Here is a 22,582-nt window from a genome sequence, read left to right on the forward strand (position 1 = left end):
CGGTTCTGGGTAGGGTCGAGGAGGCTGGCCGAGGCCGGCATGATCCCGAATGTTCTACCTCTGGAGTCTTCATGTTCAAAGATTCGTCCGAGGTGCTCAAGTTCATCCAGGACGAGGACGTCAAGTTCCTCGACATCCGTTTCACGGATCTTCCTGGTGTGCAGCAGCACTTCAACATCCCCGCCTCGACCGTCGACGAGGAGTTCTTCACCGTCGGACAGCTGTTCGATGGCTCGTCGATCCGCGGGTTCGCGAACATCCACGAGTCGGACATGCAGCTGATCCCCGACGTGACGACCGCGTACGTCGATCAGTTCCGCGAGGCCAAGACCCTCGTCATGATCTTCGACATCTACAACCCCCGCAACGGTGAGATCTACGGCAAGGACCCGCGTCAGGTCGCCAAGAAGGCCGAGAAGTACCTCGCCTCCACCGGCATCGCCGACACCGCGTTCTTCGCCCCCGAGGCCGAGTTCTACATCTTCGACGACGTCCGCTACGAGGTGAAGCAGAACTCGAGCTTCTACTCTGTCGACTCCGAAGAAGGCGCCTGGAACACCGGTCGCGAAGAAGAAGGCGGAAACCTCGCCAACAAGACCCCCTACAAGGGCGGCTACTTCCCCGTCTCGCCGGTCGACAAGACCGCCGACCTGCGCGACGACATCACCCTCAAGCTGATCGAGGCGGGCTTCGCGCTCGAGCGTTCGCACCACGAGGTCGGTACCGGTGGTCAGCAGGAGATCAACTACCGCTTCGACACGATGCTGCACGCGGCCGACGACATCCTGAAGTTCAAGTACATCGTCAAGAACACCTGCGAGCAGTGGGGCAAGGTCGCGACCTTCATGCCCAAGCCGCTCTTCGGTGACAACGGCTCCGGCATGCACACGCACCAGTCGCTGTGGAACGACGGCAAGCCGCTGTTCTACGACGAGACCGGCTACGGCGGACTCTCCGACGTCGCCCGCTGGTACATCGGTGGTCTGCTGGCGCACGCGCCCGCCGTCCTCGCCTTCACCAACCCGACCCTCAACAGCTACCACCGTCTGGTGAAGGGCTTCGAGGCGCCGGTCAACCTGGTGTACTCGGCCGGTAACCGCTCCGCGGCCATCCGCATCCCGATCACGGGTACCAACCCCAAGGCCAAGCGCATCGAGTTCCGCGCTCCCGACGCCTCGGGCAACCCGTACCTCGCGTTCGCGGCGCAGCTCATGGCCGGCATCGACGGCATCAAGAACCGCATCGAGCCGCACGAGCCCGTCGACAAGGACCTCTACGAGCTCCCCGCCGAAGAGGCCAGGAACATCCCGCAGGTTCCGAACTCGCTGCTCGACTCGCTCGAGGCTCTGCGCGCCGACCACGAGTTCCTGCTCGCCGGTGGCGTCTTCACGCAGGAGCTCATCGACACCTGGATCGAGTACAAGATCGAGAACGAGATCCAGCCGATCGCCCAGCGCCCGCACCCCTTCGAGTACGAGCTGTACTTCGGGGTCTGATCGCCCGATCATCCACGTCGACGCCCGTCCCCGCCGTTTCGCGGGGGCGGGCGTCGCCGCGTTCGGCGGGGGTGTCTTCACACGCGCGTCACCGGACGCTCCCCTCGCACACGCCGGTTGCTCGGCACTCGATTCCGGATGCCGTTCCGCGCGCACTCGACGGTGACGCCGCACGCCGCCCGGTTCAGACCGCGCAGCGCCGCAGGGTGTCGCGACTGACACCGGTCAGCTCGCTGACCGCCCGCTGGCTCAGCTGACCGTCGCGCAGCAGCGCCTCGGCGGCCGCGCGACGTCGTGCGGGCGGCAGGGCCGCGAACCTCTCCTGCGTGACCGTGCGCAGCGCCCGGGCCCCGGGCACGGTGGTCGTCGCGGCGAAGCGGCGCGCGCGTTCGATCCCGCGCACGAGCGCGCGGGGCGTTTCACCGAGGCTGAGCGCGGCGAGAATCCGGGCTTCGCGCGGGTCGAGTCCGTCGACCTCGGTGTGCAGGAGTTCGGCGATCGCGTCGACCGAGGGAAGCTCGACGGTGATGATGTGGTCGGTCGGGGGCACGGCATCCGGAACCGTTGTCTCGACCAGGGTCAGGCATCCCCGCGGGATGGCGGCCAGAAGACTCGCCACGGCGGAGGGCTCGCGCCCGTGGGCGTTCAGCAGTGCGACGGTCATGCCGGGACCCACCTCGTGCCGTACCCCGTCGACGAGCTGATCGACCGCCTCGTCGCCGTCGAGGTCGACTGTCGCGAGCGGGCGGGCGCGACGGTGCGCCGTCCAGCGGATCAGGGTGGACTTGCCGGTTCCGGGGTCGCCGACCACGCTGATGGTCCCGTCGGCTCGCGCGGGCGCGTCGGCTCCGCCGAGGGGTCTGAGGCCCGCGGGCACGACCCCCTCGATCCGGATGCCGCGGCGCGGGCCACGACCGGCGGCAGCGCGACGCGGGGTGGGGCGGGTGCGGGCGAGGATCCGCGCGATCACCTCGCTCGCGCCGTCGCTGTCGTGACCGGCGATCTGCTCGAGAGTGGCGACCGTCGAGGGCCCGGGGCTCGCGAGAGCGAGCTCGATGATCTCGGCGAGGTCGTCGGCGGCCAGGCGCACTTGTCGGCGACCGCGCGGCGAGGAACGGACGGCACGAGGTATCGCGGGAACAGCGGACATGGGGGTCTCCCGAAGCTGAATCGACAGGGAACCGGCCATCGGGTGACGACCGTCGAGCCGCGGAGGGGCGGCTGCGTGTCGGATCAGGTACGGGAGACGGAGGAGAGGGAGAGGGGATGCCGCGGCGGGGGCGCGTCGGGGACGTCGACCGAACGCGGTCCGCGCCGGGTGACGAACGGCACCACGGCGACCGCGGCGGCCAGAGCGAGCACGAGGACCGTGGTGCCGTCAGCGGTCGAGCTGTGCACGGCATCCGCCTCGACGGGAGGGACGAGATCGACCGCCGGTGCGCCGTCCGAGTCGGCGTGCGCCAACGACCCCACGGTGACGGCCGCGTGGGCCGTGCCTTCGTGATCGCCGGCATCGACATCCACGTGCGTGGTCGCCCACGCGCTGCACAGCAGGAACAGCGCGAGCAGCAGCCGCACCGCGCGCTCGACGGCGCGCCGGCCGGGGGGAGGCGAGGCGGCGGGGGTCATCGCTGCGAGCCTACGGACGGCTCCCCCGCACCGAGCCGAAGTGGACGAGTGGCAACCGATCGGACACCTGATCTTCACCTGTGCGCGGGGCTGAGGTGCCCTCACGTCGATGGTCTGGAACAGCGGTCGACGACCGCCTCGACAGGACGAAGGACTCCCCCATGGACTCACGCACTTCTCGACGCCTCAGAACGGCCGCCGCCGCGGTCGCGGTGGCGCTGACCGCCTCGACCTCGGTGGCGATGCTCGCCGCCCCCGCCCTCGCGGCGACCCCCGGCGACGTGGCCGAGCACGGCGGCGCCACGCGCAACGACGGCGACATGACCGACGCGCTGCGCGAGTCGATCGTCGACGGCCCCGCCAAGAACGTCATCCTGCTCATCGGCGATGGCATGGGCGACTCCGAGATCACGGTCGCCCGCAACTACGCCGAGGGTGCGGGCGGGCGCTTCGCCGGTATCGACGCGCTGCCGCTGACGGGTCAGTACACGACCTACTCGGTGAACGAGCAGGGTCAGCCCAACTACGCCTCGGAGTCGGCCTCGACGGCCAGCGCCTGGTCGACCGGCACCAAGACCGTCAACGGTCGCCTCAGCGTCGACTTCCAGAACAAGCCGCAGTCCACCCTGCTCGAGATCGCGAAAGCGAACGGATTGAAGACGGGCAACGTCTCGACCGCCGAGATCCAGGACGCGACCCCCGGCGCGGAGATCGCGCACATCTCGGCGCGCGGCTGCTACGGCCCCGAGCAGACCACTGAGAAGTGCTCGTCGGAGGCTCTCGAGAACGGCGGCCTCGGCTCGATCAGCGAGCAGCTGCTGAACGTGCGCCCCGACGTCACCCTGGGTGGCGGCGCGGCGAGCTTCACGCAGACCGCCGCGGCCGGCGCCTGGAAGGGCGAGACGCTGTTCGCCCAGGCCGAGGACCGCGGCTACACCCTCGTCGATGACGCCGCCGGCCTCGACGCGGTCACCGGGGCCGACGCCGACCAGCCGCTGCTCGGCCTGTTCAGCGAGGGCAACTTCCCGGTGCGGTGGAACGGGCCCGAGGCCACCGACCTCACCGCGGGCGGCGACCTGCCCGAGGCCGTGTCGTGCACCGAGAACCCCGAGCGTCTCGCGAGCGGACTGTCGCTGGCATCCCTGACCTCGAAGGCGATCGACCTGCTCGACGGTGACGAGGGCTTCTTCCTGCAGGTCGAGGGCGCGAGCATCGACAAGCAGGATCACGCCGCCAACGCGTGCGGCCAGATCGGTGAGACCGTCGACCTCGACGAGGCCGTGCAGGTCGCGATGGACTTCGCGCGCACCCAGGGCGACACCCTCGTCGTCGTGACCGCCGACCACGCCCACACCAGCCAGATCGTCGGTTCGGCCATCCCCGGTCTGAACACGCACCTGTTGACCGCCGACGGCCAGCCGATGATCGTCGCCTACGGCACCTCGCCCGAGGGTGGCTCGCAGCAGCACACCGGAGCGCAGGTGCGCATCGCGGGCTACGGTCCGGGCGCGGCCAACGTGGTGGGCCTGACCGATCAGACCGACCTGTTCTTCACCGCCGCGAACGGTCTCGCGCTCGAGCAGAACCTCGCCGCGCTGAGCGCCGAGGCGACCGTGTCGGTTCCGTCGGAGGTGCGCCCCGGCGACACCTTCATCGTGGCGGCCGACGGTTTCGCGGCCGACTGGCAGCTCACGGGTGCGGTGACGGATGCCGCGGACCTCGGCCAGCGTGACGCGCTGCGGGGATCGTCCCGGTTCGAGGCGACGGCACCTGACGCCGAGGGCACCTACGAGGTCTCGGTCCGCGGAACGCAGACCGGCACGACCAAGACCACCTCGGTCACGGTGTCGGCGGCCGCGGCTCCGGCCCCGACCACGGCTCCCACGACGGCCCCCACGCCTGAGCCCTCGCAGTCGGCGGGCGCCGGTGCCGGTGCCGGCACGGGCGCCGGTCAGGGCGGCAACGGATCGCCCCTCGCCACGACGGGTGCGGCCCTGCCGATCGGTGCCGCGGTGCTCGCGGCGGGTCTGCTCGCGGTCGGCGCGTACCTGCGTTCGCGTCGTCGTCGCCACACCGAGTTCGTCTGAGCTTTTCCTGCTCGACGCCCGTCCTCGCTTTCGCGGTGAGGGCGGGCGTCGCGTCGTCGTGTCAGCTCTCAGCCGGCCCGAGCCGCACGCTTCTGCTCCTGGAACACCCGGATCGCCTCGTAGCGCTCCGCCGACCGGGCCTGCCGTTTGGCGGCCTCCTCCTCACGCACCTTCGGAGCGGCAGCGGTGACGAGGTCGTCGAGCAGATGCCGGACGGATGCCGAGATCTCGGCGACGGCGCGATCGAAGACCTCTTGATTGGCCCGTGACGGTTTCGTCGTGCCTACGATCTTGCGCACGAACTGGAGCGCGGCGTCGTGGCACTCGGCATCCGTCGCCGGAGGCTCGAAGTTGTGCAGGGGGACGATGTTGCGGCACATGCCCGCCAGGGTAGGCCCGTCCGCGCCTGATGGCCAGTGTCGCCGGCCCGATGCAGACCGGCCGGGTTCCCGGCATCCGCACAGGCGCCCCTCCGCCGCGATGTCGGAGGTCCGCGCAAGGATGGGAGCATGCAGGACTCCCCCTACGCCTCGCGTCCGTGGTCGACCTCCTACGCCGAGGGGGTGCCGCTCGACATCGACGCGCCGTCGCAGACGCTGCCCGAGATGCTTGCCGCGAGCGTTGCCGCGTACGGCAAGAAGACCGCGCTCGAGTTCTTCGGCGCGACGACGACCTACCGCGAACTAGGTGACCAGGTGTCGCGTGCGGCCGAGGGGCTGCGTCGGCTCGGCGTGCGCGCGGGCGATCGCGTCGCGCTCATCCTGCCGAACAGCCCGCAGCACGTCGTGGCGTTCTACGCGGCGCTGCGGCTCGGCGCGATCGTGATCGAGCACAACCCGCTCTACACGCAGCGCGAGCTGCGTCACCAGTTCGAAGACCACGGCGCGCGGTTCGCGATCGTGTGGGACAAGATCGCCGACACCGTCGCGGAGTTCCCCTCCGACCTCGCGCTCGAGCACATCGTCAGCGTCGACATCACCGCCGCCCTTCCGCTCGGAAAACGCCTCGCCCTGCGCCTGCCGGTCGCCAAGGCGCGCGCCGCGCGTGCGCAGCTCACGGCCGCGCCCACCTCGAAGCGCCCGACGGCGTGGGCGAAGCTGCTCACGCGGGGCACGCTCTCGCGTAAGCATCGGGGTCCGCAGCTCGAAGACATCGCCCTGCTGCAGTACACCAGCGGCACGACGGGCACGCCGAAGGGTGCCGTGCTCACCCACGCCAACCTGCGCGCGAACGCGATGCAGGGGCGCGCCTGGGTTCCGGGGCTGCATGACGGCGAAGAGACGTTCTACGGCGTGCTGCCGCTGTTCCACGCCTACGGGCTCACCCTGTGCCTGACCTTCGCGATGAGCATCGGCGCGAAGCTCGTGCTGTTCCCGAAGTACGACCTCGAGCTGGTGGCCGCCGCGGCGAAGAAGAGCCCGCCGACGTTCCTGCCGGCCGTTCCGCCGATCTACGACCAGCTCGCCCGCGCCGCCGCCCGCGGCACGATCGACCTCACCAGCGTGCGCTTCGCCATCTCGGGGGCCATGAGTCTTCCGGTCGCGACCGTCGACCGGTGGGAGGCCGCGACCGGTGGCCTGCTCGTCGAGGGATACGGCATGACCGAGTCGTCTCCGGTGGCGCTGGGCAACCCCATCGGGCCGTCACGTCGTCCAGGCACCGTGGGCGTGCCGTTCCCGAGCACCGACATCCGTGTGGTCGACCCCGACGACCCGTCCGTCGACCGACCGCTCGGTGAGGCTGGTGAGTTGCTTCTGCGCGGACCCCAGGTCTTCCAGGGGTACTGGAACCGACCGGGCGACACCGCCGAGACCCTGTTGCGGGGCGGATGGCTGCGCACGGGCGACATCGCGACCGTCTCGACCGACGGCTTCGTCACCATCGTGGACCGCTTGAAAGAGATCATCATCACGGGTGGCTTCAACGTCTCGCCGAGCGAGGTCGAAGACGTGCTCACCTCGCACCCCGACATCGCCGGTGCCGCTGTGGTCGCGCTGCCGAAGTCGCAGGGCGGAGAAGACGTCGCAGCCGCCATCGTGCTGCGCGACGGCGTGCAGCTCGAGCCCGAAGCGATTCGCGACTTCTGCAAGACGCGCCTGGCCGCCTACAAGGTGCCGCGGCGGGTCATCGTGGTCGACGACCTGCCCCGCTCGTTGATCGGCAAGGTCCTGCGGCGCGAGGTGCGCGAGCGTCTGATGAAGTGAGGTCGAGGTCGGCGGATGCCACGCATGCGGCATCGGCCGAACTCACCCGTAGAAGAGCTTGTCGAACACGCGGCGTGCCCGGCGGGTGGCGCCGAGGTAGTCCTCTTCGACCTGCGTCGCCGAGCGCGGCGCGTACTCCAGAATGCGGCCGATGCCGTCGAGCTTCCCGCGGTCGACCGGCAGCACGTCGCTCGTCTGGCCCGAAAGAAGGGTGTTCGCCGAGCGCAGGCGACTGGCCAGGTGCCAGGCCGCGGCGAGCTTGTCGGCGGCGTCGTGCTCGATGATGCCCGCGTCGGCCGCCGCGCTCAGCGCGTCGAGCGTCGAGGTCGTGCGCATGCCCGGAACCGCGCGCGCGTGCTGCAGCTGCAACAACTGCACGAGCCACTCGACGTCGCTCAGCGACCCCGGGCCGAGCTTGAGGTGACGCGCGGGGTCGGCGCCCTGCGGCAGTCGTTCGTTCTCGACCCGGGCCTTGATGCGGCGGATCTCGCGCAGCCCGTTCTGGTCGGCGGTGACCGGGTAGCGCACCTCGTCGGCCAGCTCCATGAACGCGGTGATCAGCTTCACGCTTCCGGCGACACCGCGCGCCCGCAGCAGTGCCTGGGCCTCCCACGACAGCGACCAGCGCCGGTAGTACTCGGCGTATGCGTCGAGCGAGCGCGCCAGGGGGCCGCTGCGACCCTCGGGTCGGAGCTCGGCATCGAGATCGAGCGGCAGACGGTGGTCTTCCGACTGCTCGCGCACGCCCGCGACGATCTTGAGGGCCAACTGGCTCGCGCGCTGCGGGTCGACGCCGTTCGCCCGGTAGACGTACATCACGTCGGCATCCGACCCGAAGCCGAGCTCGCGACCGCCGAAGCGCCCCATCGCGATGATCGCGAAGTCGAGGTCGTCGTCTTCCGGGGGCACCACTACGCGCCGGACGGCCCGCAGGGTCGCCTGGATCGTGACCTCGGTGATCGTGCTGAGCGCATCCGACAGCTCTTCGAGCGACACCGTGCCCAGCACCGCCGCCATCGCGACGCGGAGCATCTCGCGACGTCGCAGCGCACGTACCGACCGCATCGCGTCGTCGATGTTCTGCCAGCGCGTCTGGATCGCGCGCGCCTCTTCTTCGAGCGCTTTGCCCGAGCGCGGGCGCAACAGCGCGTCGTCGTCGAGCCACGCGACCGACTCGGGGATCCACTCCATCAGCTCGCCGATGTAGCGCGAGCCCGAGAGCACCCGCGTGAGGCTCTCGGCCGCGCCGGCGGAGTCGCGCAGCATCCGCAGGAACCACGGGGTGTTGCCGAGGCGCTCGCTGATGCGACGGAAGACCAGCAACCCGTAGTCGGGATCGACCCCGTCGGCGAACCACCGGATCATGATCGGCATGAGGTGCCGCTGGATGGTCGACTTGCGGCTCAGTCCGCTGGTGAGGGCGGCGATGTGGCGCAGAGCGCCGGCCGGGTCGCGGAAGCCGATCGCGGCGAGGCGATCGCGGGCCTGCGCGGTCGACAACGTGCGCTCGCCCTCGGGAAGGGCGGCCACCGCCGACAGCAGCGGGCGGTAGAACAGGCGCACGTGGATGTCGCGCACCTCGCGCTTGATGCCCTCCCACACGGCCTGCACTCCGGATGCCGAGTCGGCCAGCCGCGACGCACGCGCGAGCACCCGCAGGTCGTCGTCTTTTTCAGGCAGCAGCGCCGTGCGGCGCAGGCCGCGCAGCTGCAGACGGTGCTCGAGCAGGCGGAGCAGGCGGTAGTCGCGGCCGAAGGCCTCGGCCTCGGTGCGGCCGATGTACCCCTCGGCGACCAGCGCGTCGAGGGCTTCGAGCGTGCCGCGTTGTCGGATGCGTTCATCGGTCAGGCCGTGCACGAGCTGCAGCAGCTGCACGGTGAACTCGACGTCGCGGATGCCGCCGGGCCCGAGCTTCAACTGACGGTTGACCTCGGCCGCGGGAATGTTGTCGGTGACGCGCTCGCGCATGCGCTGGACGCCCTCGACGAAGTTCTCGCGCTCCGCGCTGTGCCACACCAGGGGCTGCATCGCGGAGACGTACTCAGCGCCGAGCGTCGCATCGCCCGCGATCGCCCGGGCCTTCAGCAGTGCCTGGAACTCCCAGCTCTTCGCCCAGCGCGCGTAGTACTGCTCGTGCGAGGCGAGGCTGCGCACCAGGGCGCCCTGCTTGCCCTCGGGGCGCAGGTTCGCGTCGACCTCCCAGAGCGGAGGCTCGATCTCGGCGCCGGAGATGCCGCGCATCGTCTGCACGGCGAGGCGTGTACCGATATCGATGGCACGGGCTTCGGACACCACCTCTTCGTCGGCCGAACCGCCGACGAAGATCACGTCGACGTCGCTGACGTAGTTGAGCTCGCGCGCGCCGGTCTTACCCATCGCGATGATCGCGAAGCGCGTTGCTTCGACCTGCTCGCGCGGGAACGCGCCGGGCCCCGCGCCGCTCACCCGCGCACGCGCGACACTGAGCGACGCCTCCAGGGCCGCCCCCGCGAGGTCGGCGAGGGCCGACGACACGACGCTGATCGCGCCGGCCGGGTCGTCTTGGCCGAGGTCGTACGCCGCGATGCGGGCCAGCAAGCGCCGATAGCGCACGCGTAGCGCCACCCACGCGGCATCCGTCGCGTCTTCCGCGAACCCGTCGACATCGTGCACGGATGCCAGAAGCTCGGCGCGCATCGTCTTCTCGTCGGGCACGGTGAGCCCGGCACCCGAGAGGTGCACCAGCTCGTCGGGATGACGCAGGTAGAACTCCGCGAACCCGTCGGACGCGCCCACCAGATCCCAGAGGGCACGCCACGCGCCGGCGTCAGTTGAGACCGCGCGAACGGCCTCCCTGTCGCGCCGGGCGACCTGCAGGATCGCCAGCACCGCCCGATCGGGGTCGGCCACGCGCTGCGCGAGCGCCATGGCATCCGCCCGCTCCACACCGAGCTGCTCCTCGAGCTCGCCGAGCAGGGAATCTGCTTCGGCGAGCCGCGAGAAGCCGGTGCGGGCGAGCGCGGTGAGCGCGGTCGACCGATCGCCCGAGGTCATGGACCCTCCGTCAGAGCGCCTCGAGGTTGCTGGCCAGCTCGAACGGCGTCACCTGAGCGCGGTACTGCTGCCACTCGCGACGCTTGTTCAGCAGCACGTACTTGAAGACCGTCTCGCCGAGCGTCTCGGCGACCAGCTCCGACTCCTCGAGGTACTCGAGGGCGTGGTCGAGGCTCGCCGGAAGGGGCGCGTAGCCGAGGGCGCGGCGCTCCGAGTCGCTCAGCGACCACACGTTGTCTTCGGCCTCGGCGGGGAGCTCGTACTCCTCTTCGATGCCCTTGAGGCCGGCCGCGAGCATGAGCGCGTACGACAGGTAGGGGTTGGCGGCGGAGTCGAGCGCGCGGTACTCGACCCGCGTCGACTGCCCCTTGTTGGGCTTGTACAGCGGCACGCGCACGAGAGCCGAGCGGTTGTTGTGGCCCCAGCAGATGAAGCTCGGAGCCTCGTCGCCGCCCCACAGTCGCTTGTAGGAGTTCACGAACTGGTTGGTCACGGCCGAGATCTCGTTGGCGTGACGCAGCAGGCCCGCGATGAAGTGACGCCCGACCTTCGACAGCTGGTACTGGCCGCCCTCCTCGTAGAAGGCGTTCATGTCGCCCTCGAACAGCGACAGATGCGTGTGCATGCCGCTGCCGGGCTGGCCGCTGATCGGCTTCGGCATGAACGTCGCGTAGACGCCCTGCTCGATCGCGACCTCCTTCACGACGGTGCGGAAGGTCATGATGTTGTCGGCCGTGGTCAGCGCGTCGGCGTACCGCAGGTCGATTTCGTTCTGGCCCGGGCCGCCCTCGTGGTGGCTGAACTCGACCGAGATGCCGAGGTCTTCGAGCATGCGCACCGACCGGCGACGGAAGTCGTGCGCCGTTCCGCCGGGGACGTTGTCGAAGTAGCCGGCCGAGTCGACGGGCTGCGGGCGTCCGTCGGGACCCAGCTGCGACGACTTCAGCAGGTAGAACTCGATCTCGGGGTGCGTGTAGAACGTGAACCCGGCATCGGCGGCCTTGGCGAGCGTGCGCTTGAGCACGTGCCGCGGATCGGCGACCGCCGGCTGCCCGTCGGGCGTCGTGATGTCGCAGAACATGCGCGCGGTCGGGTCGATCTCACCGCGCCACGGCAGGATCTGGAAGGTCGTGGGGTCGGGGTGCGCGAGCAGGTCGGACTCGTACGACCGCGTCAGCCCCTCGATCGCCGAGCCGTCGAAGCCCAGTCCCTCGGTGAAGGCACCCTCGACCTCGGCCGGGGCGATCGCCACCGACTTGAGCGTGCCGACCACGTCGGTGAACCACAGGCGCACGAACTTGACGCCGCGCTCTTCGATCGTGCGCAAGACGAAATCGCGCTGCTTGTCCATCGTCATCCCTCGTTTCGGTGGGCGTTCAGCGGGCGGAGCCGGAGCCCCAGTCGTCGCGGGCCTCTTCTTCGGCCCACTGCTGCGAACGCTTCTTCAGCAGCTCCGGAGCCTGAGCGGCCTCTTCGGCGGTGGCGAAGGGGCCGGCACGATCGACCGCCGGAGACTCGAACCCCTGCTCGACCTCGCCGGTCTCGAGGTTGTACCAGTACTGCTTGTTCTCGTCGCTCACGATGGCTCCTCACATGGGTCGCGCCCCTCGGCGCGAACCGCCGGTGCTCCCCCGATCCTACTGATCCCGACCGTCCGGCTGGCTAGGCTGAGGGGTATGGCAACGAATGCATCTCGCGCGGTCGGAGTGGACATCGGCGGAACCGGCATCAAGGCCGGAATCGTGGATCTGGATGCCGGGGAGCTCGTCAGCGACCGGGTGAAGGTCGCGACGCCGGAGGGTGCGGAGCCGGCCGACGTGCTGGCCGCGGTGAAGCAGGTGCTCGAGACCCTCGAGGCCCCCGACGACCTGCCCCTGGGCGTGGCGTTCCCCGCGATCGTGAAGAACGGCCAGACGCTCTCGGCCGCGAACGTGTCGAAGTCGTGGATCGGCTTCGAGGCCGAGAAGTTCTTCGAGCACGGCCTCTCGCGTGACATCCACTTCGCCAACGACGCCGACGTCGCCGGTATCGCCGAGGTGCGCTACGGCGCGGCCAAGGGCGTGGACGGCCTCGTGATCCTCACGACCCTCGGCACGGGCATCGGCTCGGCCATGATCTACGACGGCGTGCTCGTGCCCAACAGCGAGCTCGGTCACCTGCAGCGCGCCGGCCACAAGAGAGACGCCGAGCACTTCGCCGCGTACTCCGCGCTGGAGCGCGAAGAGCTGTCGTGGGAGAAGTGGGCGAAGCGCCTGCAGTGGTACTACGACTACGTCGAGTTCCTCTTCAGCCCCGACCTCATCGTCGTCGGCGGCGGCGTGTCGAAGCACTCGGAGCACTTCCTGCCCCTGCTCAAGCTGCGCGCCCCGATCCTGCCGGCGAAGCACCGCAACAATGCGGGCATCATCGGCGCCGCGTCGCTCGCCGTGCCGGTGCCCGAGGCGCTGCCGGCGGTGGCACCGAAGGCCGACCCGAGCTGAGGACACGGCATCCGGAACCGTCTTCAGGCGGCGGCGACCTGACGCACGCTGACGGCATTGCGCCAGACGACCGGCGCCCAGTGCCCGCCCTCGCACGGCACCTCGAGCATCACGACGCGGTCGTTGCCGCCCGTCGCCCACGCGGGTTCGCGGGTGGCGGCGCGGTTCGGCCACGTGACCCACGCCCACACCGGGCGCTTGTCGGCGTACCACTCGATGGGGCGCGCGCCCCAGGTCTCGGGCTGCAGCGTGCAGGGGGCGATGGATGCCAGTACCCGAGCGACCATTTCATCGCTGACCCTCGTCGATCCCATGCACCGGACCCCTTCCCCGGCCGAGTTCGAGTGTAGAACATATGTCCGACACTCGATGGGTGGTGGACGCTGCGCGCATCCGTACCGAACCGCGCTGCGCGGGTCAAACCTGATGCGCCCCTCCCCTGCCGCCCCTTAGTGTCAGCGTCATCCACGCACACGACACAGAGGGGGAATCATCGTGAGCAACGACTACAGCGGCGCGGCCGCAGGACTCGGCATCGGGGTTCTGATCATCGGGTTCATCGTCTACATCGCGATCCTCGCGCTCGCGATCTGGGTCTCGTACCTGATCATGCGGACCGCGGTGAAGAACGGCATCCTGCGCGCCGACGAAGAGCGCGCGCGTCGCGGCATTCCGGGTGGGGGCATGGCGCCGCCGGCAGGCGGATACAACTCGGGTCCGGGGGCGTAACCCGCCGATCGCCACGACGGCCCCGCATCGCTCGAGGGAGCGGGCGGGGCCGTCGTCGTGTGCGGGGGCGAATGGGCCGGCCTGTACGCCGGGTTCTGTCCGGGGGTTCCTTCGACAAGCTCAGGAACCCCGTGGACGGTCATCTCTCTCGGCGACACGTCGCCGTGCCGCTCCAGCGGCCTACCCGGGGACTCGGCGAGCCGCGTCGTCATCCCCTGTCTGGCCTTGCTCCGGACGAGGTTTACCTCGCGGGTCGTGTCACCACGACCCCGGTGGTCTCTTACACCACCCTTTCACCCTTACCCCGCGGCCCTTCGACAAGCTCAGGGACCGTGGGGCGGTCTGCTCTCTGTGGCACTGTCTCGCGGATTGCTCCGGGTGGGCGTTACCCACCGTCCTGCCCTGTGGAGCCCGGACGTTCCTCGGCACGGGCGAACCCGTGACGCGACCGTCCAGCCGACCCATTCGCATCGGCCAGTCTACCGGTGGGCGGCCTCAGCCCTTCTCCGCGGTCGCGCCGATGCGCAGGTCGAGCGGGAAGTCGATGGGGAACGTGCCGAACAGCAGACGCCCGGCGGCGGCTGCGGCTTCGCGCACCGCCTCGGCGACGGCATCCGCGTGCTCGATCGGGGTGTGCACGACGATCTCGTCGTGCAGGAAGAACGCCAGGTGCGGTCGTCGAGCGAACACCGCACCGGATGCCGCGGCCGGGGCATCGGCATCCGTCTCGGGGAACGCCGCCAGGCGCCCCCGCAGGTCGGCCAGCCACGCGAGCGCCCACTCGGCGGCGGTGCCCTGCACGACGAAGTTGCGGGTGAAGCGTCCGCGATCGCGCGCGGAGCGGCGTGCCCGGTTCTCGTCGATCCCGGATGCCGCCGACTCGCTCGCCAGCGATTGCAGGGCGCGCCACGACTCCCCCGCCGTGGGCGAGGTGCGGCCGAGCCACGTGTGCACGACGCCACCCTCTTCTCCGGTGCGCGCGGCGTCGTCGACGAGTTGCATCGCGCGCGGGAAGGTGCGGCGCAGCCGCGGGAGAAGTCGACCGCTTTCGCCGGTGGTGGCGCCGTACATCGCCCCGAGCATCGCGAGCTTCGCCTCGGCGCGGCTCGCCACTGCTCCGCGGTCGACGATGCCGGCGTACAGGTCGCGCCCGGCTGCAGCCTCGGCCAGGGCCGTGTCGCGCGCCATCGCGGCGAGCACGCGGGGTTCGAGCTGGGCCACGTCGGCGGTCACGAGCGTCCAGCCGGGGTCGGCGCGCACCGCGGTGCGCAGCGCGCGCGGGATCTGCAGCGCTCCCCCGCCCGAGGACGCCCACCGCCCGGTGATGACGCCGGCCGGCACGTAGACGGGGCGGAAGCGACCGTCGCGCACCCATTCGGCCAGCCATGCCCAGCCGTTCGCCGTGTACAGGCGCATCTGCTTCTTGTAGGCGATGAGCGGGGCGACGGCCGGGTGATCGTGCTCCGACAGCTCCCACCGGCTCGTCGACTGCACGAGCAGGCCGGCGCGGTGCAGGGAGCGCAGCAGACGCGGCTGCGAGTCGAGGGACGCCCGCGGGTCGCCCAGGGCGTCGCGGACCACGGCGGCCGTCTGCTCGATGCGTTCCGGGAGCCCGCCGCCGCGCCGCGGACCGAGCTCGGCCTCGAGCAGGCGTTCGTGCGCCTCGATGCTCCACGGCACGCCCGCGGTGTGCAGTTCGACGGCGATGAGCGCACCGGCGGACTCGGCGGCGGCCAGCAGCCGCAGCGCGCCGGGGGTCGCTGAGGCGGCGAGGGCGGAGTGCTGACGTCGGTATTCGGCGACGGCCTCGTCGGCGGATTCGGGGACCCCGGATGCCGACTCCCCCAGGTCGAAGAGGGCGTCGCCCGCGTCGGGTTCGCTGGAGGCCGCGTCCCAGGCGGTCGCGCGGCGGAGTCCGGCGTCGTCGGTGACCGCGACGGCGTCGCGCAGGATCGCGTGGACTAGTCGGAGGTCCCATGCGCGCGCGACGCGCACGCCGGCCTCGAGCAACGGGGGGTAGGCGGACGCGGTGTCGGGCCAGACCCAGCGGACGTCGCCCGCGTGCTCGCGCTCGTGGACGGCCGCCACGAGGTCGTCGACTTCGACGGAGCGGACCGGGGTCGCGTCGGCGTCGAGGTCGATCAGGACGGGTGACCCGGATGCCGCGCGGGCGACGACGACCGTGTCAGAGGCCACGGCCGTCTCGGGTCATCGAGACTCTTCGGTGCGGACGAGGATCGCGCCGCACTCGGGGCAGAACACGACCTCGTCGGTCTGCGCGCGGCGGACGACGGCGAGATCGCTCGGCGGGAGCACCATGCGGCACGCTTCGCACGCGCCGCCGCGCAGGAGGCCGGCGCCGTTACCGCGCGACGCGAGACGCTCGTAGAGCCCGAGCAGGTCGGCGGGGATCGAGGCGGCCACGGCGTCACGGTCACGGCGCGCGCCGTCGAGGCGTGTGCTCGCGTCAGTGACGGTGGTCTTCGCCTCGGCGCTGAGCTGAGCGCCCTGCGCGTTGGTGTCGGCGATCACTGCCTCTTGCTCGGCGACAGCGGCATCCGCTGCCTCGAGGCGCTCCATGAGCGCGATCTCCATGTCTTCGAGGTCGCCCTTGCGGCGCTTGAGCGAGGTCAGCTCGCTCTCGAAGCCCTGAGCCTGCTTGGGGTTCGACGACGCGGCGAGACGCTCGGTGTCGCGCGCGATGCGGGCATCGACCACGGCGACGTCGGACTCGAGGCGCTTCAGCTCGGCGTTGATGTCGTCGCGGGCGTTGGCACGCGTCGTCAGCTCTTGGGTGAGGCTCGCCCGCTGCGCGATGAGCTCGCGCACGCGCACGGCCTGAGGCGGGTTGCCGGCGACCTTCTCGTCACGGTGGATACGCGCGTCGAGGTCGGCGAGGTCGAGCAGTTTGCGCTGGTCGGCGGGATCGGCATTCACGTCCCCCACGCTACCCCGGGCCTCCGACATCCGCGGTACGCGCGTGCCGACGCCCGCATCGCTCCGCGGCGGGGTCGGTGGGGTCACGGCATCCGGACACCACGCCCCAGGAGTGCGGCGTCTACCGGGCTAGACTCGAGGCACCAGGGCCTTTAGCTCAGCTGGTAGAGCGCCACGTTTACACCGTGGATGTCGTCGGTTCGATCCCGGCAGGGCCCACCCCTTCGAGCCGCGCCCTCCGTTCCCATCCTGGAATCATGGGCGGATGGACCAGCTCATCCCGATCGACTTCGAGACGTGGCCCCGGCGTCAGCACTTCGAGCACTACCTGCGGACGTCGCCGTGCACCTACGCGCTGACCGTCGAGATCGACGTCACCGACTTCGTGGCGGCCGTGCGCGCGTCGGGCCGTCGCACCTACATCGCGCAGATCTGGGCGATCGCGTCGATCGTGAACCGGCGGGACGAGTTCCGCATGCGGCTGGACGGAGCCGGCGCGCCCGCCGTCTGGGATCGCGTGCACCCCGCCTTCACCGTCTTCCACCCCGCCCGGGAGACCTTCGCGTGTCTGTGGGTTCCGTATCTTTCCGATTTCGCTGCATTCCACGGGAGCGCGGAGCAGACGATCGCCGAATACGCCGACAGCCTCGACTTCTTCCCGCAGGGTGAGCCGCCCCTCAACACCTTCGACGTCTCGAGCGTCCCGTGGACGAGCTTCACCGGCTTCACTCTGAACATCGAGAACGGGTCGTCGCACCTGGCGCCGATCTTCACTCTCGGCAAATACGTCGAGCGCGGCGACCGCGTGCTGATGCCGCTCGCCTTGCAGGTGCACCACGCCGTGGCCGACGGCTTCCACGCAGCGCGCCTCGTCAACGAGTTACAGGAGTTGCTGTCAGACGGAGCCTGGCTGACGGCGTCGCGCTAGTTCAGGATGTTCACGCTGCGCGCGATGACCAGCGCCAGCAGGATGAAGCCCGACACCGCCTGCACCATCATGAACAGCTTCGCCCTGCTCGACAGCGGCATGACGTCGGTGGGGCTGAAGGCCATGGCGTTGGATGCCGAGAAGTACAGGTAGTCGACGTAGCCGGGCGCCCAGTCCTCGGTGTCGGACGAGCGGCGCGCCACCTCGCTCACCGCCTCGCGGTCGGAGTCCTGGGGGAACTGGAAGTCGGCGGGCGGGAGCTCGTCGCGCGCGTCGCGGCGGCGGGCGATGGGACCGCCGCGGTCCATCTCCCAGTAGACGACGGCGTAGCCGATGACGTTGATCGCCCACACCTGCGCCGCCCCGAGCAGCGTCGACGCGCCGCTCCCCTGCCCCTGCAGCAGCTGGTTCACCAGCAGGAAGAACGCAATCTGGTTGGCGACCAGCAGGATCACCGTGAACGCGATCGCGAACACGCGGCCGATGCGCGAGTCGCGGGTCAGACGCGAAGGGTTGGTCACGACCATCGGAATCGCGCATAGGATGCCGACGACCACCACGACATAGCGCAGGATGCCGCTGGCCTCGCTCGGCAGCACGGCGTAGAGCCCCGTGCCCACGCCGAGGGCGATCAAGACCGGCCAGCGGTGTTCAGGCCTCGTGCGGAACCCTTCGTGCGTGCTCACGCGCTCAGGCTAGACCGGTCGACCGTCCGCACCGGGCGGGCGCGTCGACACACGGCATCCGCCGCTCTATGTCTTGGCACAGGGCGCGTCGTCTCGACGTCGAACCGTCACGGTGACCCGAGGCGGGCCCGCCAGCGCCGCGCGCAGCCGATGTCGTCGCGACTCGCTAGGCTGGACGCTGGTTGATTGTGCGGAGCGAACAAGGGTTGCCGCACTCGTATGGCGATTCTCTGGCATGACCTGCCAGACGACGAAAGGTCTTCCGTGACTGTTCACGACCAGGATCCGTATTCGCAGGGGCCGCAGGACAGCGACCCGGAAGAGACCGGGGAGTGGCAGGAATCCCTGCGCCAGCTGGTCCAGGCGAAGGGTCCGGCTCGCGCTCGCGAGATCATGCTGAGCCTGCTGAAGGGCTCGAAAGAACTGCACCTGAACGTGCCGATGGTTCCGACCACCGACTACATCAACACGATCTCGCAGAAGAACGAGCCCGAGTTCCCCGGTGACGAGGAGCTCGAGCGCCGCTACCGCAAGTGGATCCGCTGGAACGCCGCGGTCACCGTGCACCGCGCCCAGCGCCCCGGCATCGGTGTCGGCGGCCACATCTCCACCTACGCCTCGTCGGCAGCGCTGTACGAAGTGGGCTTCAACCACTTCTTCCGCGGCCTCGACGACCCGTCGGGCGGAGACCAGATCTTCATCCAGGGCCACGCCTCCCCCGGCGCCTACGCCCGCGCCTACCTCGAGGGTCGCCTCACCGAGGCGCAGCTCGACGGTTTCCGTCAGGAGAAGTCGCAGGCGCCCCACGGCATCCCGTCGTACCCGCACCCGCGCCTCATGCCGGAGTTCTGGCAGTTCCCGACCGTGTCGATGGGCCTCGGTCCGATCAACGCGATCTACCAGGCGATGTCGAACAAGTACCTGTCGAACCGCGGCATCAAGGACGTCAGCGACTCGCACGTCTGGGCCTACCTCGGCGACGGCGAGATGGACGAGGTCGAAAGCCGCGGACAGCTGCAGGTCGCGGCGAACGAAGGCCTCGACAACCTGACCTTCATCGTCAACTGCAACCTCCAGCGCCTCGACGGCCCGGTCCGCGGTAACGGCAAGATCATCCAGGAGCTCGAGAGCTTCTTCCGCGGTGCCGGCTGGAACGTCATCAAGGTCGTCTGGGGCCGCGAGTGGGACGACCTGCTCGCCCGCGACACCGAGGGCGCGCTGCTCAACCTCATGAACAGCACTCCCGACGGCGACTACCAGACCTACAAGGCCGAGAACGGCGCGTACGTCCGCGAGAACTTCTTCGGTCGCGACCCCCGCGCCCTCGAGCTCGTCAAGGACTACACCGACGAGCAGGTCTGGGGCCTCAAGCGCGGTGGCCACGACTACCGCAAGGTGTTCGCGGCGTTCAAGGCGGCCAAGGAGCACAAGGGCCAGCCCACCGTCATCCTGGCGAAGACGATCAAGGGCTACGGCCTCGGACCGCACTTCGAGGGCCGCAACGCGACCCACCAGATGAAGAAGCTGACGCTCGACGACCTCAAGGCCTTCCGCGACGCGATGGACATCCCCGTCACCGACGCGCAGCTCGACGAGAACCCGTACCAGCCGCCGTACTACAACCCCGGTGAGCAGGACGAGACGATCAAGTACATGCTCGAGCGTCGTCGCTCGCTCGGCGGGTTCCTGCCCGAGCGTCGCACCACGCACGTCGGCCTCGAGCTGCCGGGCGACGCCGCCTACGCGCTGCCGAAGAAGGGCTCCGGCACGCAGGAGATCGCCACCACCATGGCGTTCGTGCGACTGCTGAAAGACCTGCTGCGGGTGAAGGACTTCGGTCACCGCATCGTGCCGATCATCCCCGACGAGGCGCGCACGTTCGGTATGGACGCGTACTTCCCGACGGCGAAGATCTACAACCCCAAGGGCCAGCACTACACCTCCGTCGACCGCGAGCTGCTGCTGGCGTACAAGGAGAGCCCGCAGGGCCAGATCATCCACGTCGGCATCAACGAGGCGGGCGCCCTCGCGGCGTTCACCGCGGCGGGCACGGCGTACTCGACCCACGGCGAGCCGCTGATCCCGGTCTACGTCTTCTACTCGATGTTCGGCTTCCAGCGCACGGGCGACGCCCAATGGGCGGCCGGCGACCAGATGGCACGCGGCTTCATCATCGGCGCCACGGCCGGTCGCACCACCCTGACCGGTGAGGGCCTGCAGCACGCCGACGGTCACTCGCAGCTGCTCGCTTCGACGAACCCGGCGACGGTGTCGTACGACCCGGCCTACGGCTACGAGATCTCGCACATCGTCCGCTCGGGCATCGAGCGCATGTACGGCGGGAACCACCCCGACCCCAACGTCATGTACTACATGACGGTCTACAACGAGCCGTACGTGCAGCCGGCCGAGCCCGAAGGGGTCGACGTCGACGGCATCGTCCGCGGCATCCACCACATCTCCTCCGGTGAGGGCGATGGCCCCCGCACGCAGCTGCTCGCCTCGGGCGTCGGTGTGCCGTGGGCGTTCGAGGCCCAGCGCCTGCTGAAGGACGACTGGGGAGTGACGGCCGACGTCTGGTCGGTCACCTCGTGGAGCGAGCTGCGCCGCGACGGTCTCGCCGCCGACGAGCACAACTTCCTGCACCCCGAGGAAGAGCCCCGCGTGGCCTACCTCACCGACAAGCTGAAGGAAGCCGACGGCCCCGTCGTCGCCGTCAGCGACTGGATGCACGCGGTGCAGGATCAGATCCGCCAGTGGGTTCCGCAGAACTACTGGACCCTCGGCGCCGACGGCTTCGGCTTCTCGGACACCCGTGCCGCGGCCCGTCGCTTCTTCAAGATCGACGGCCCCTCGCTCGCCGTCCGCGCCCTGCAGGCGCTGGCCGAAGAGGGCAAGGTCGACCGCGCGGTCGTGGGTCAGGCCATCGAGAAGTACCGCCTGCACGACGTCAACGCCGGCACCAGCGGCAACGCGGGTGGCGAGGCCTGAGCGCGTGACGAGCACCACCGACGGGTCCGGTTCCGCCTCCACGGGCGGGGCCGGGCCCGACCGGTCTGCGGGCGCGATCGCGGCCGCCGCACAGGAGAAGGCCGACACCCTCACCTGGCTCCGCCGCATCTCGGGCGACCTCGCGACGGCGACGATCCAGCGCCTCGAAGAGACGCTGCCCTGGTACGCCGAGATGCCTCCCGCCCGGCGTTCGGCGGTCGGGCTCGTCGCCCAGGCGGGCATCACCTCGTTTCTGCAGTGGTTCGAGGAGCCGGCATCCACTCCGGCCATCGCCGCCGACATCTTCGCCGCGGCTCCTCGTGAGCTGCTGCGCAGCGTCAGCCTCACCCAGACCCTGCAGCTCGTGCGCGTCACCGTCGAGGTGATGGAGGAGCGCGTCGCCGGCCGCAGCGAGAAGGTGCGCGAGGCGATGCTGGCGTACTCGCGCGAGGTCGCCTTCGCCGCCGCCGACGTGTACGCGCGCGCCGCCGAGGCCCGCGGTCTGTGGGACGCCCGGCTCGAAGCGCTGGTGGTCGACTCGATCCTCACCGGCGAGGCCGACGACGAGCTCCCCAGCCGCATCGCCGCGCTCGGCTGGCATGGGCACGGCGAAGTCGCGGTGCTGGTGGGCACCACTCCCCCCCAACTCGACGTCGACCAGGTGCGCCGCACCGCGCGCAAGCTCGGCGTCGACGTGCTCATCGGGGTGCAGGGCTCGCGTCTCGTGCTCGTGGTCGGCCGCGCCGATCTGCCCGCCCGCAGCAGTGGCGAGGACGGCGTCGAACTCCCCTTCCCCGAGATCGCCAAGCGCCTCGAACCCGGTTTCGGGTCGGGTCATCTGGTGCTGGGCCCCCCGGTTCCGGCCCTCGTCGACGCGGGCCAGAGCGCCCGCGCGGCCCTCGCCGGATTCGCCGTGGCCCGCGCCTGGAGACACGCCCCGCGCCCGGTCGAAGCCGACGATCTGCTGCCCGAGCGCGCCCTCGCCGGCGACGCCGTCGCCAAGCAGACCCTCGTCGACCGCGTGTATCGGCCGCTGCAGGCGCACAGCGCCGATCTCGTGGCGACGCTGTGGAGCTACCTCGACAACGGGCGCTCGCTCGAGGCGACCGCGCGCGAGCTGTACGTGCACCCGAACACGGTGCGGTACCGCCTCAAGCGCGTGTCGGAGGTCATCGGGTGGGATGCCACGGGGCCGCGCGAAGCGCTCATCCTGCAGACCGCGCTGATCCTCGGCTCGATCGGCACCGACGCCACGCGGCGTCGCGGGCTCGCCAGTCGGCGACCGTCCGCTTCGCGCTGAGGCGTGGCATCCGTCGAGTGTCCACGACGCGCCGTTTCCGGTCGGCGACGCCCGGCATGTCCTGGACACCGAACGCGGAATG

General features: G+C 70.1%; 18 protein-coding genes, 1 tRNA gene and 1 other RNA gene. 9 read left to right on the forward strand and 11 right to left on the reverse strand.

From position 1 onward, the window contains the following. The first annotated feature begins 71 nt into the window (after window positions 1-71). Window positions 72-1,496 (forward strand): type I glutamate--ammonia ligase, encoded by a 1,425-nt coding sequence (gene glnA / locus LPW41_RS09230; RefSeq protein WP_144833586.1) that lies wholly within the window; start codon window positions 72-74, stop codon window positions 1,494-1,496. A gap of 184 nt (window positions 1,497-1,680) precedes the next feature. Here the strand turns inward: glnA (LPW41_RS09230) and LPW41_RS09235 are convergent, their stop codons facing one another. Next, window positions 1,681-2,646 (reverse strand): hypothetical protein, encoded by a 966-nt coding sequence (locus LPW41_RS09235; RefSeq protein WP_230704659.1) that lies wholly within the window; start codon window positions 2,644-2,646, stop codon window positions 1,681-1,683. Window positions 2,647-2,729: 83 nt separating this feature from the next. Next, window positions 2,730-3,125 carry a hypothetical protein gene (locus LPW41_RS09240; RefSeq protein ID WP_144833591.1) on the reverse strand — a complete coding sequence of 132 codons (396 nt, stop codon included), beginning with the start codon at window positions 3,123-3,125 and terminating at the stop codon, window positions 2,730-2,732. Between the two features lie 161 nt (window positions 3,126-3,286). Between LPW41_RS09240 and phoA the strand changes: the two genes are divergently transcribed. Continuing rightward, the gene (gene phoA, locus LPW41_RS09245) at window positions 3,287-5,212 is read left to right on the forward strand and encodes an alkaline phosphatase (RefSeq protein WP_222123931.1); all 1,926 of its coding nucleotides are present in this window, start codon (window positions 3,287-3,289) and stop codon (window positions 5,210-5,212) included. Between the two features lie 68 nt (window positions 5,213-5,280). Here phoA and LPW41_RS09250 read toward each other — a convergent pair whose 3' ends face one another. Beyond that, window positions 5,281-5,592 (reverse strand): DUF2277 domain-containing protein, encoded by a 312-nt coding sequence (locus tag LPW41_RS09250; RefSeq protein WP_144833593.1) that lies wholly within the window; start codon window positions 5,590-5,592, stop codon window positions 5,281-5,283. A gap of 129 nt (window positions 5,593-5,721) precedes the next feature. On the opposite strand from LPW41_RS09250, the gene LPW41_RS09255 reads away from it, so the two are divergent. Then, complete coding sequence (locus LPW41_RS09255) at window positions 5,722-7,416, forward strand: long-chain-fatty-acid--CoA ligase (protein ID WP_154096618.1); 1,695 nt, start codon at window positions 5,722-5,724, stop codon at window positions 7,414-7,416. Window positions 7,417-7,458: 42 nt separating this feature from the next. Here the strand turns inward: LPW41_RS09255 and LPW41_RS09260 are convergent, their stop codons facing one another. From LPW41_RS09260 to LPW41_RS09270, 3 genes are read right to left on the reverse strand one after another with little or no spacing between them, the layout of a single operon-like run. Then, window positions 7,459-10,449, reverse strand: a complete 2,991-nt coding sequence (locus tag LPW41_RS09260) for a bifunctional [glutamine synthetase] adenylyltransferase/[glutamine synthetase]-adenylyl-L-tyrosine phosphorylase (RefSeq protein WP_230704660.1) — start codon at window positions 10,447-10,449, stop codon at window positions 7,459-7,461. A 10-nt stretch (window positions 10,450-10,459) separates the two neighbouring features. After that, window positions 10,460-11,800, reverse strand: a complete 1,341-nt coding sequence (glnA, locus tag LPW41_RS09265; protein ID WP_144833792.1) for a type I glutamate--ammonia ligase — start codon at window positions 11,798-11,800, stop codon at window positions 10,460-10,462. A gap of 25 nt (window positions 11,801-11,825) precedes the next feature. Then, window positions 11,826-12,029: an SPOR domain-containing protein gene (locus LPW41_RS09270; protein ID WP_186325528.1), complete on the reverse strand. Its 204-nt coding sequence runs from the start codon at window positions 12,027-12,029 to the stop codon at window positions 11,826-11,828. 96 nt (window positions 12,030-12,125) lie between these two features. Between LPW41_RS09270 and ppgK the strand changes: the two genes are divergently transcribed. Then, window positions 12,126-12,929, forward strand: coding sequence for a polyphosphate--glucose phosphotransferase (ppgK, locus tag LPW41_RS09275; RefSeq protein WP_144785097.1), 804 nt, complete (start codon window positions 12,126-12,128; stop codon window positions 12,927-12,929). Window positions 12,930-12,952: 23 nt separating this feature from the next. Here ppgK and LPW41_RS09280 read toward each other — a convergent pair whose 3' ends face one another. Then, window positions 12,953-13,243, reverse strand: a complete 291-nt coding sequence (locus LPW41_RS09280) for a hypothetical protein (protein WP_144785099.1) — start codon at window positions 13,241-13,243, stop codon at window positions 12,953-12,955. A 181-nt stretch (window positions 13,244-13,424) separates the two neighbouring features. Here LPW41_RS09280 and LPW41_RS09285 point away from each other — a divergent pair, with 181 nt between their 5' ends. Then, window positions 13,425-13,658 (forward strand): hypothetical protein, encoded by a 234-nt coding sequence (locus LPW41_RS09285; protein WP_144833603.1) that lies wholly within the window; start codon window positions 13,425-13,427, stop codon window positions 13,656-13,658. A gap of 68 nt (window positions 13,659-13,726) precedes the next feature. Here LPW41_RS09285 and rnpB read toward each other — a convergent pair. From rnpB to LPW41_RS09300, 3 genes are all read right to left on the reverse strand, one after another. Further along, window positions 13,727-14,122: RNase P RNA component class A (rnpB, locus tag LPW41_RS09290), an RNA gene on the reverse strand. 31 nt (window positions 14,123-14,153) lie between these two features. Then, a complete protein-coding gene (locus LPW41_RS09295) occupies window positions 14,154-15,854 on the reverse strand; it encodes a bifunctional 3'-5' exonuclease/DNA polymerase (RefSeq protein ID WP_230704661.1) in 1,701 nt (566 codons plus the stop codon). A gap of 12 nt (window positions 15,855-15,866) precedes the next feature. Next, entirely contained in the window at window positions 15,867-16,595 is a 729-nt protein-coding gene (locus tag LPW41_RS09300; protein WP_230704662.1) for a zinc ribbon domain-containing protein, read from the reverse strand. Window positions 16,596-16,741: 146 nt separating this feature from the next. Here LPW41_RS09300 and LPW41_RS09305 point away from each other — a divergent pair. Beyond that, window positions 16,742-16,814, forward strand: a tRNA-Val gene (locus tag LPW41_RS09305). A 46-nt stretch (window positions 16,815-16,860) separates the two neighbouring features. Further along, complete coding sequence (catA, locus tag LPW41_RS09310; RefSeq protein WP_230704663.1) at window positions 16,861-17,523, forward strand: type A chloramphenicol O-acetyltransferase; 663 nt, start codon at window positions 16,861-16,863, stop codon at window positions 17,521-17,523. Here catA and LPW41_RS09315 read toward each other — a convergent pair. Beyond that, a complete protein-coding gene (locus LPW41_RS09315) occupies window positions 17,520-18,209 on the reverse strand; it encodes a DUF1345 domain-containing protein (RefSeq protein ID WP_230704664.1) in 690 nt (229 codons plus the stop codon). The two genes, catA and LPW41_RS09315, sit on opposite strands and share 4 nt — an antisense overlap. Window positions 18,210-18,473: 264 nt before the next feature. Between LPW41_RS09315 and aceE the strand changes: the two genes are divergently transcribed. Together aceE and LPW41_RS09325 are read left to right on the forward strand one after the other, a co-directional pair. Then, window positions 18,474-21,200 (forward strand): pyruvate dehydrogenase (acetyl-transferring), homodimeric type, encoded by a 2,727-nt coding sequence (aceE, locus tag LPW41_RS09320; protein WP_144785112.1) that lies wholly within the window; start codon window positions 18,474-18,476, stop codon window positions 21,198-21,200. Between the two features lie 76 nt (window positions 21,201-21,276). Then, window positions 21,277-22,500, forward strand: coding sequence for a CdaR family transcriptional regulator (locus LPW41_RS09325; RefSeq protein WP_230704931.1), 1,224 nt, complete (start codon window positions 21,277-21,279; stop codon window positions 22,498-22,500). The last annotated feature ends 82 nt before the right edge of the window (window positions 22,501-22,582 follow it).

The sequence above is a fragment of the Microbacterium sp. JC 701 genome (assembly GCF_021026215.1).
Lineage (GTDB): Bacteria > Actinomycetota > Actinomycetes > Actinomycetales > Microbacteriaceae > Microbacterium > Microbacterium algihabitans.

What these genes read in the sequence shown, in the direction of transcription:
- LPW41_RS09235 (WP_230704659.1), bottom strand. Translation starts at nt 2,646, where the DNA reads ATGTCCGCTGTTCCCGCGATACCTCGTGCCGTCCGTTCCTCGCCGCGC.
- ppgK (WP_144785097.1), top strand. Translation starts at nt 12,126, where the DNA reads ATGGCAACGAATGCATCTCGCGCGGTCGGAGTGGACATCGGCGGAACC.
- glnA (WP_144833586.1), top strand. Translation starts at nt 72, where the DNA reads ATGTTCAAAGATTCGTCCGAGGTGCTCAAGTTCATCCAGGACGAGGAC.
- LPW41_RS09250 (WP_144833593.1), bottom strand. Translation starts at nt 5,592, where the DNA reads ATGTGCCGCAACATCGTCCCCCTGCACAACTTCGAGCCTCCGGCGACG.
- catA (WP_230704663.1), top strand. Translation starts at nt 16,861, where the DNA reads ATGGACCAGCTCATCCCGATCGACTTCGAGACGTGGCCCCGGCGTCAG.
- LPW41_RS09255 (WP_154096618.1), top strand. Translation starts at nt 5,722, where the DNA reads ATGCAGGACTCCCCCTACGCCTCGCGTCCGTGGTCGACCTCCTACGCC.
- phoA (WP_222123931.1), top strand. Translation starts at nt 3,287, where the DNA reads ATGGACTCACGCACTTCTCGACGCCTCAGAACGGCCGCCGCCGCGGTC.
- LPW41_RS09240 (WP_144833591.1), bottom strand. Translation starts at nt 3,125, where the DNA reads ATGACCCCCGCCGCCTCGCCTCCCCCCGGCCGGCGCGCCGTCGAGCGC.
- glnA (WP_144833792.1), bottom strand. Translation starts at nt 11,800, where the DNA reads ATGGACAAGCAGCGCGATTTCGTCTTGCGCACGATCGAAGAGCGCGGC.
- LPW41_RS09260 (WP_230704660.1), bottom strand. Translation starts at nt 10,449, where the DNA reads ATGACCTCGGGCGATCGGTCGACCGCGCTCACCGCGCTCGCCCGCACC.
- LPW41_RS09280 (WP_144785099.1), bottom strand. Translation starts at nt 13,243, where the DNA reads ATGGGATCGACGAGGGTCAGCGATGAAATGGTCGCTCGGGTACTGGCA.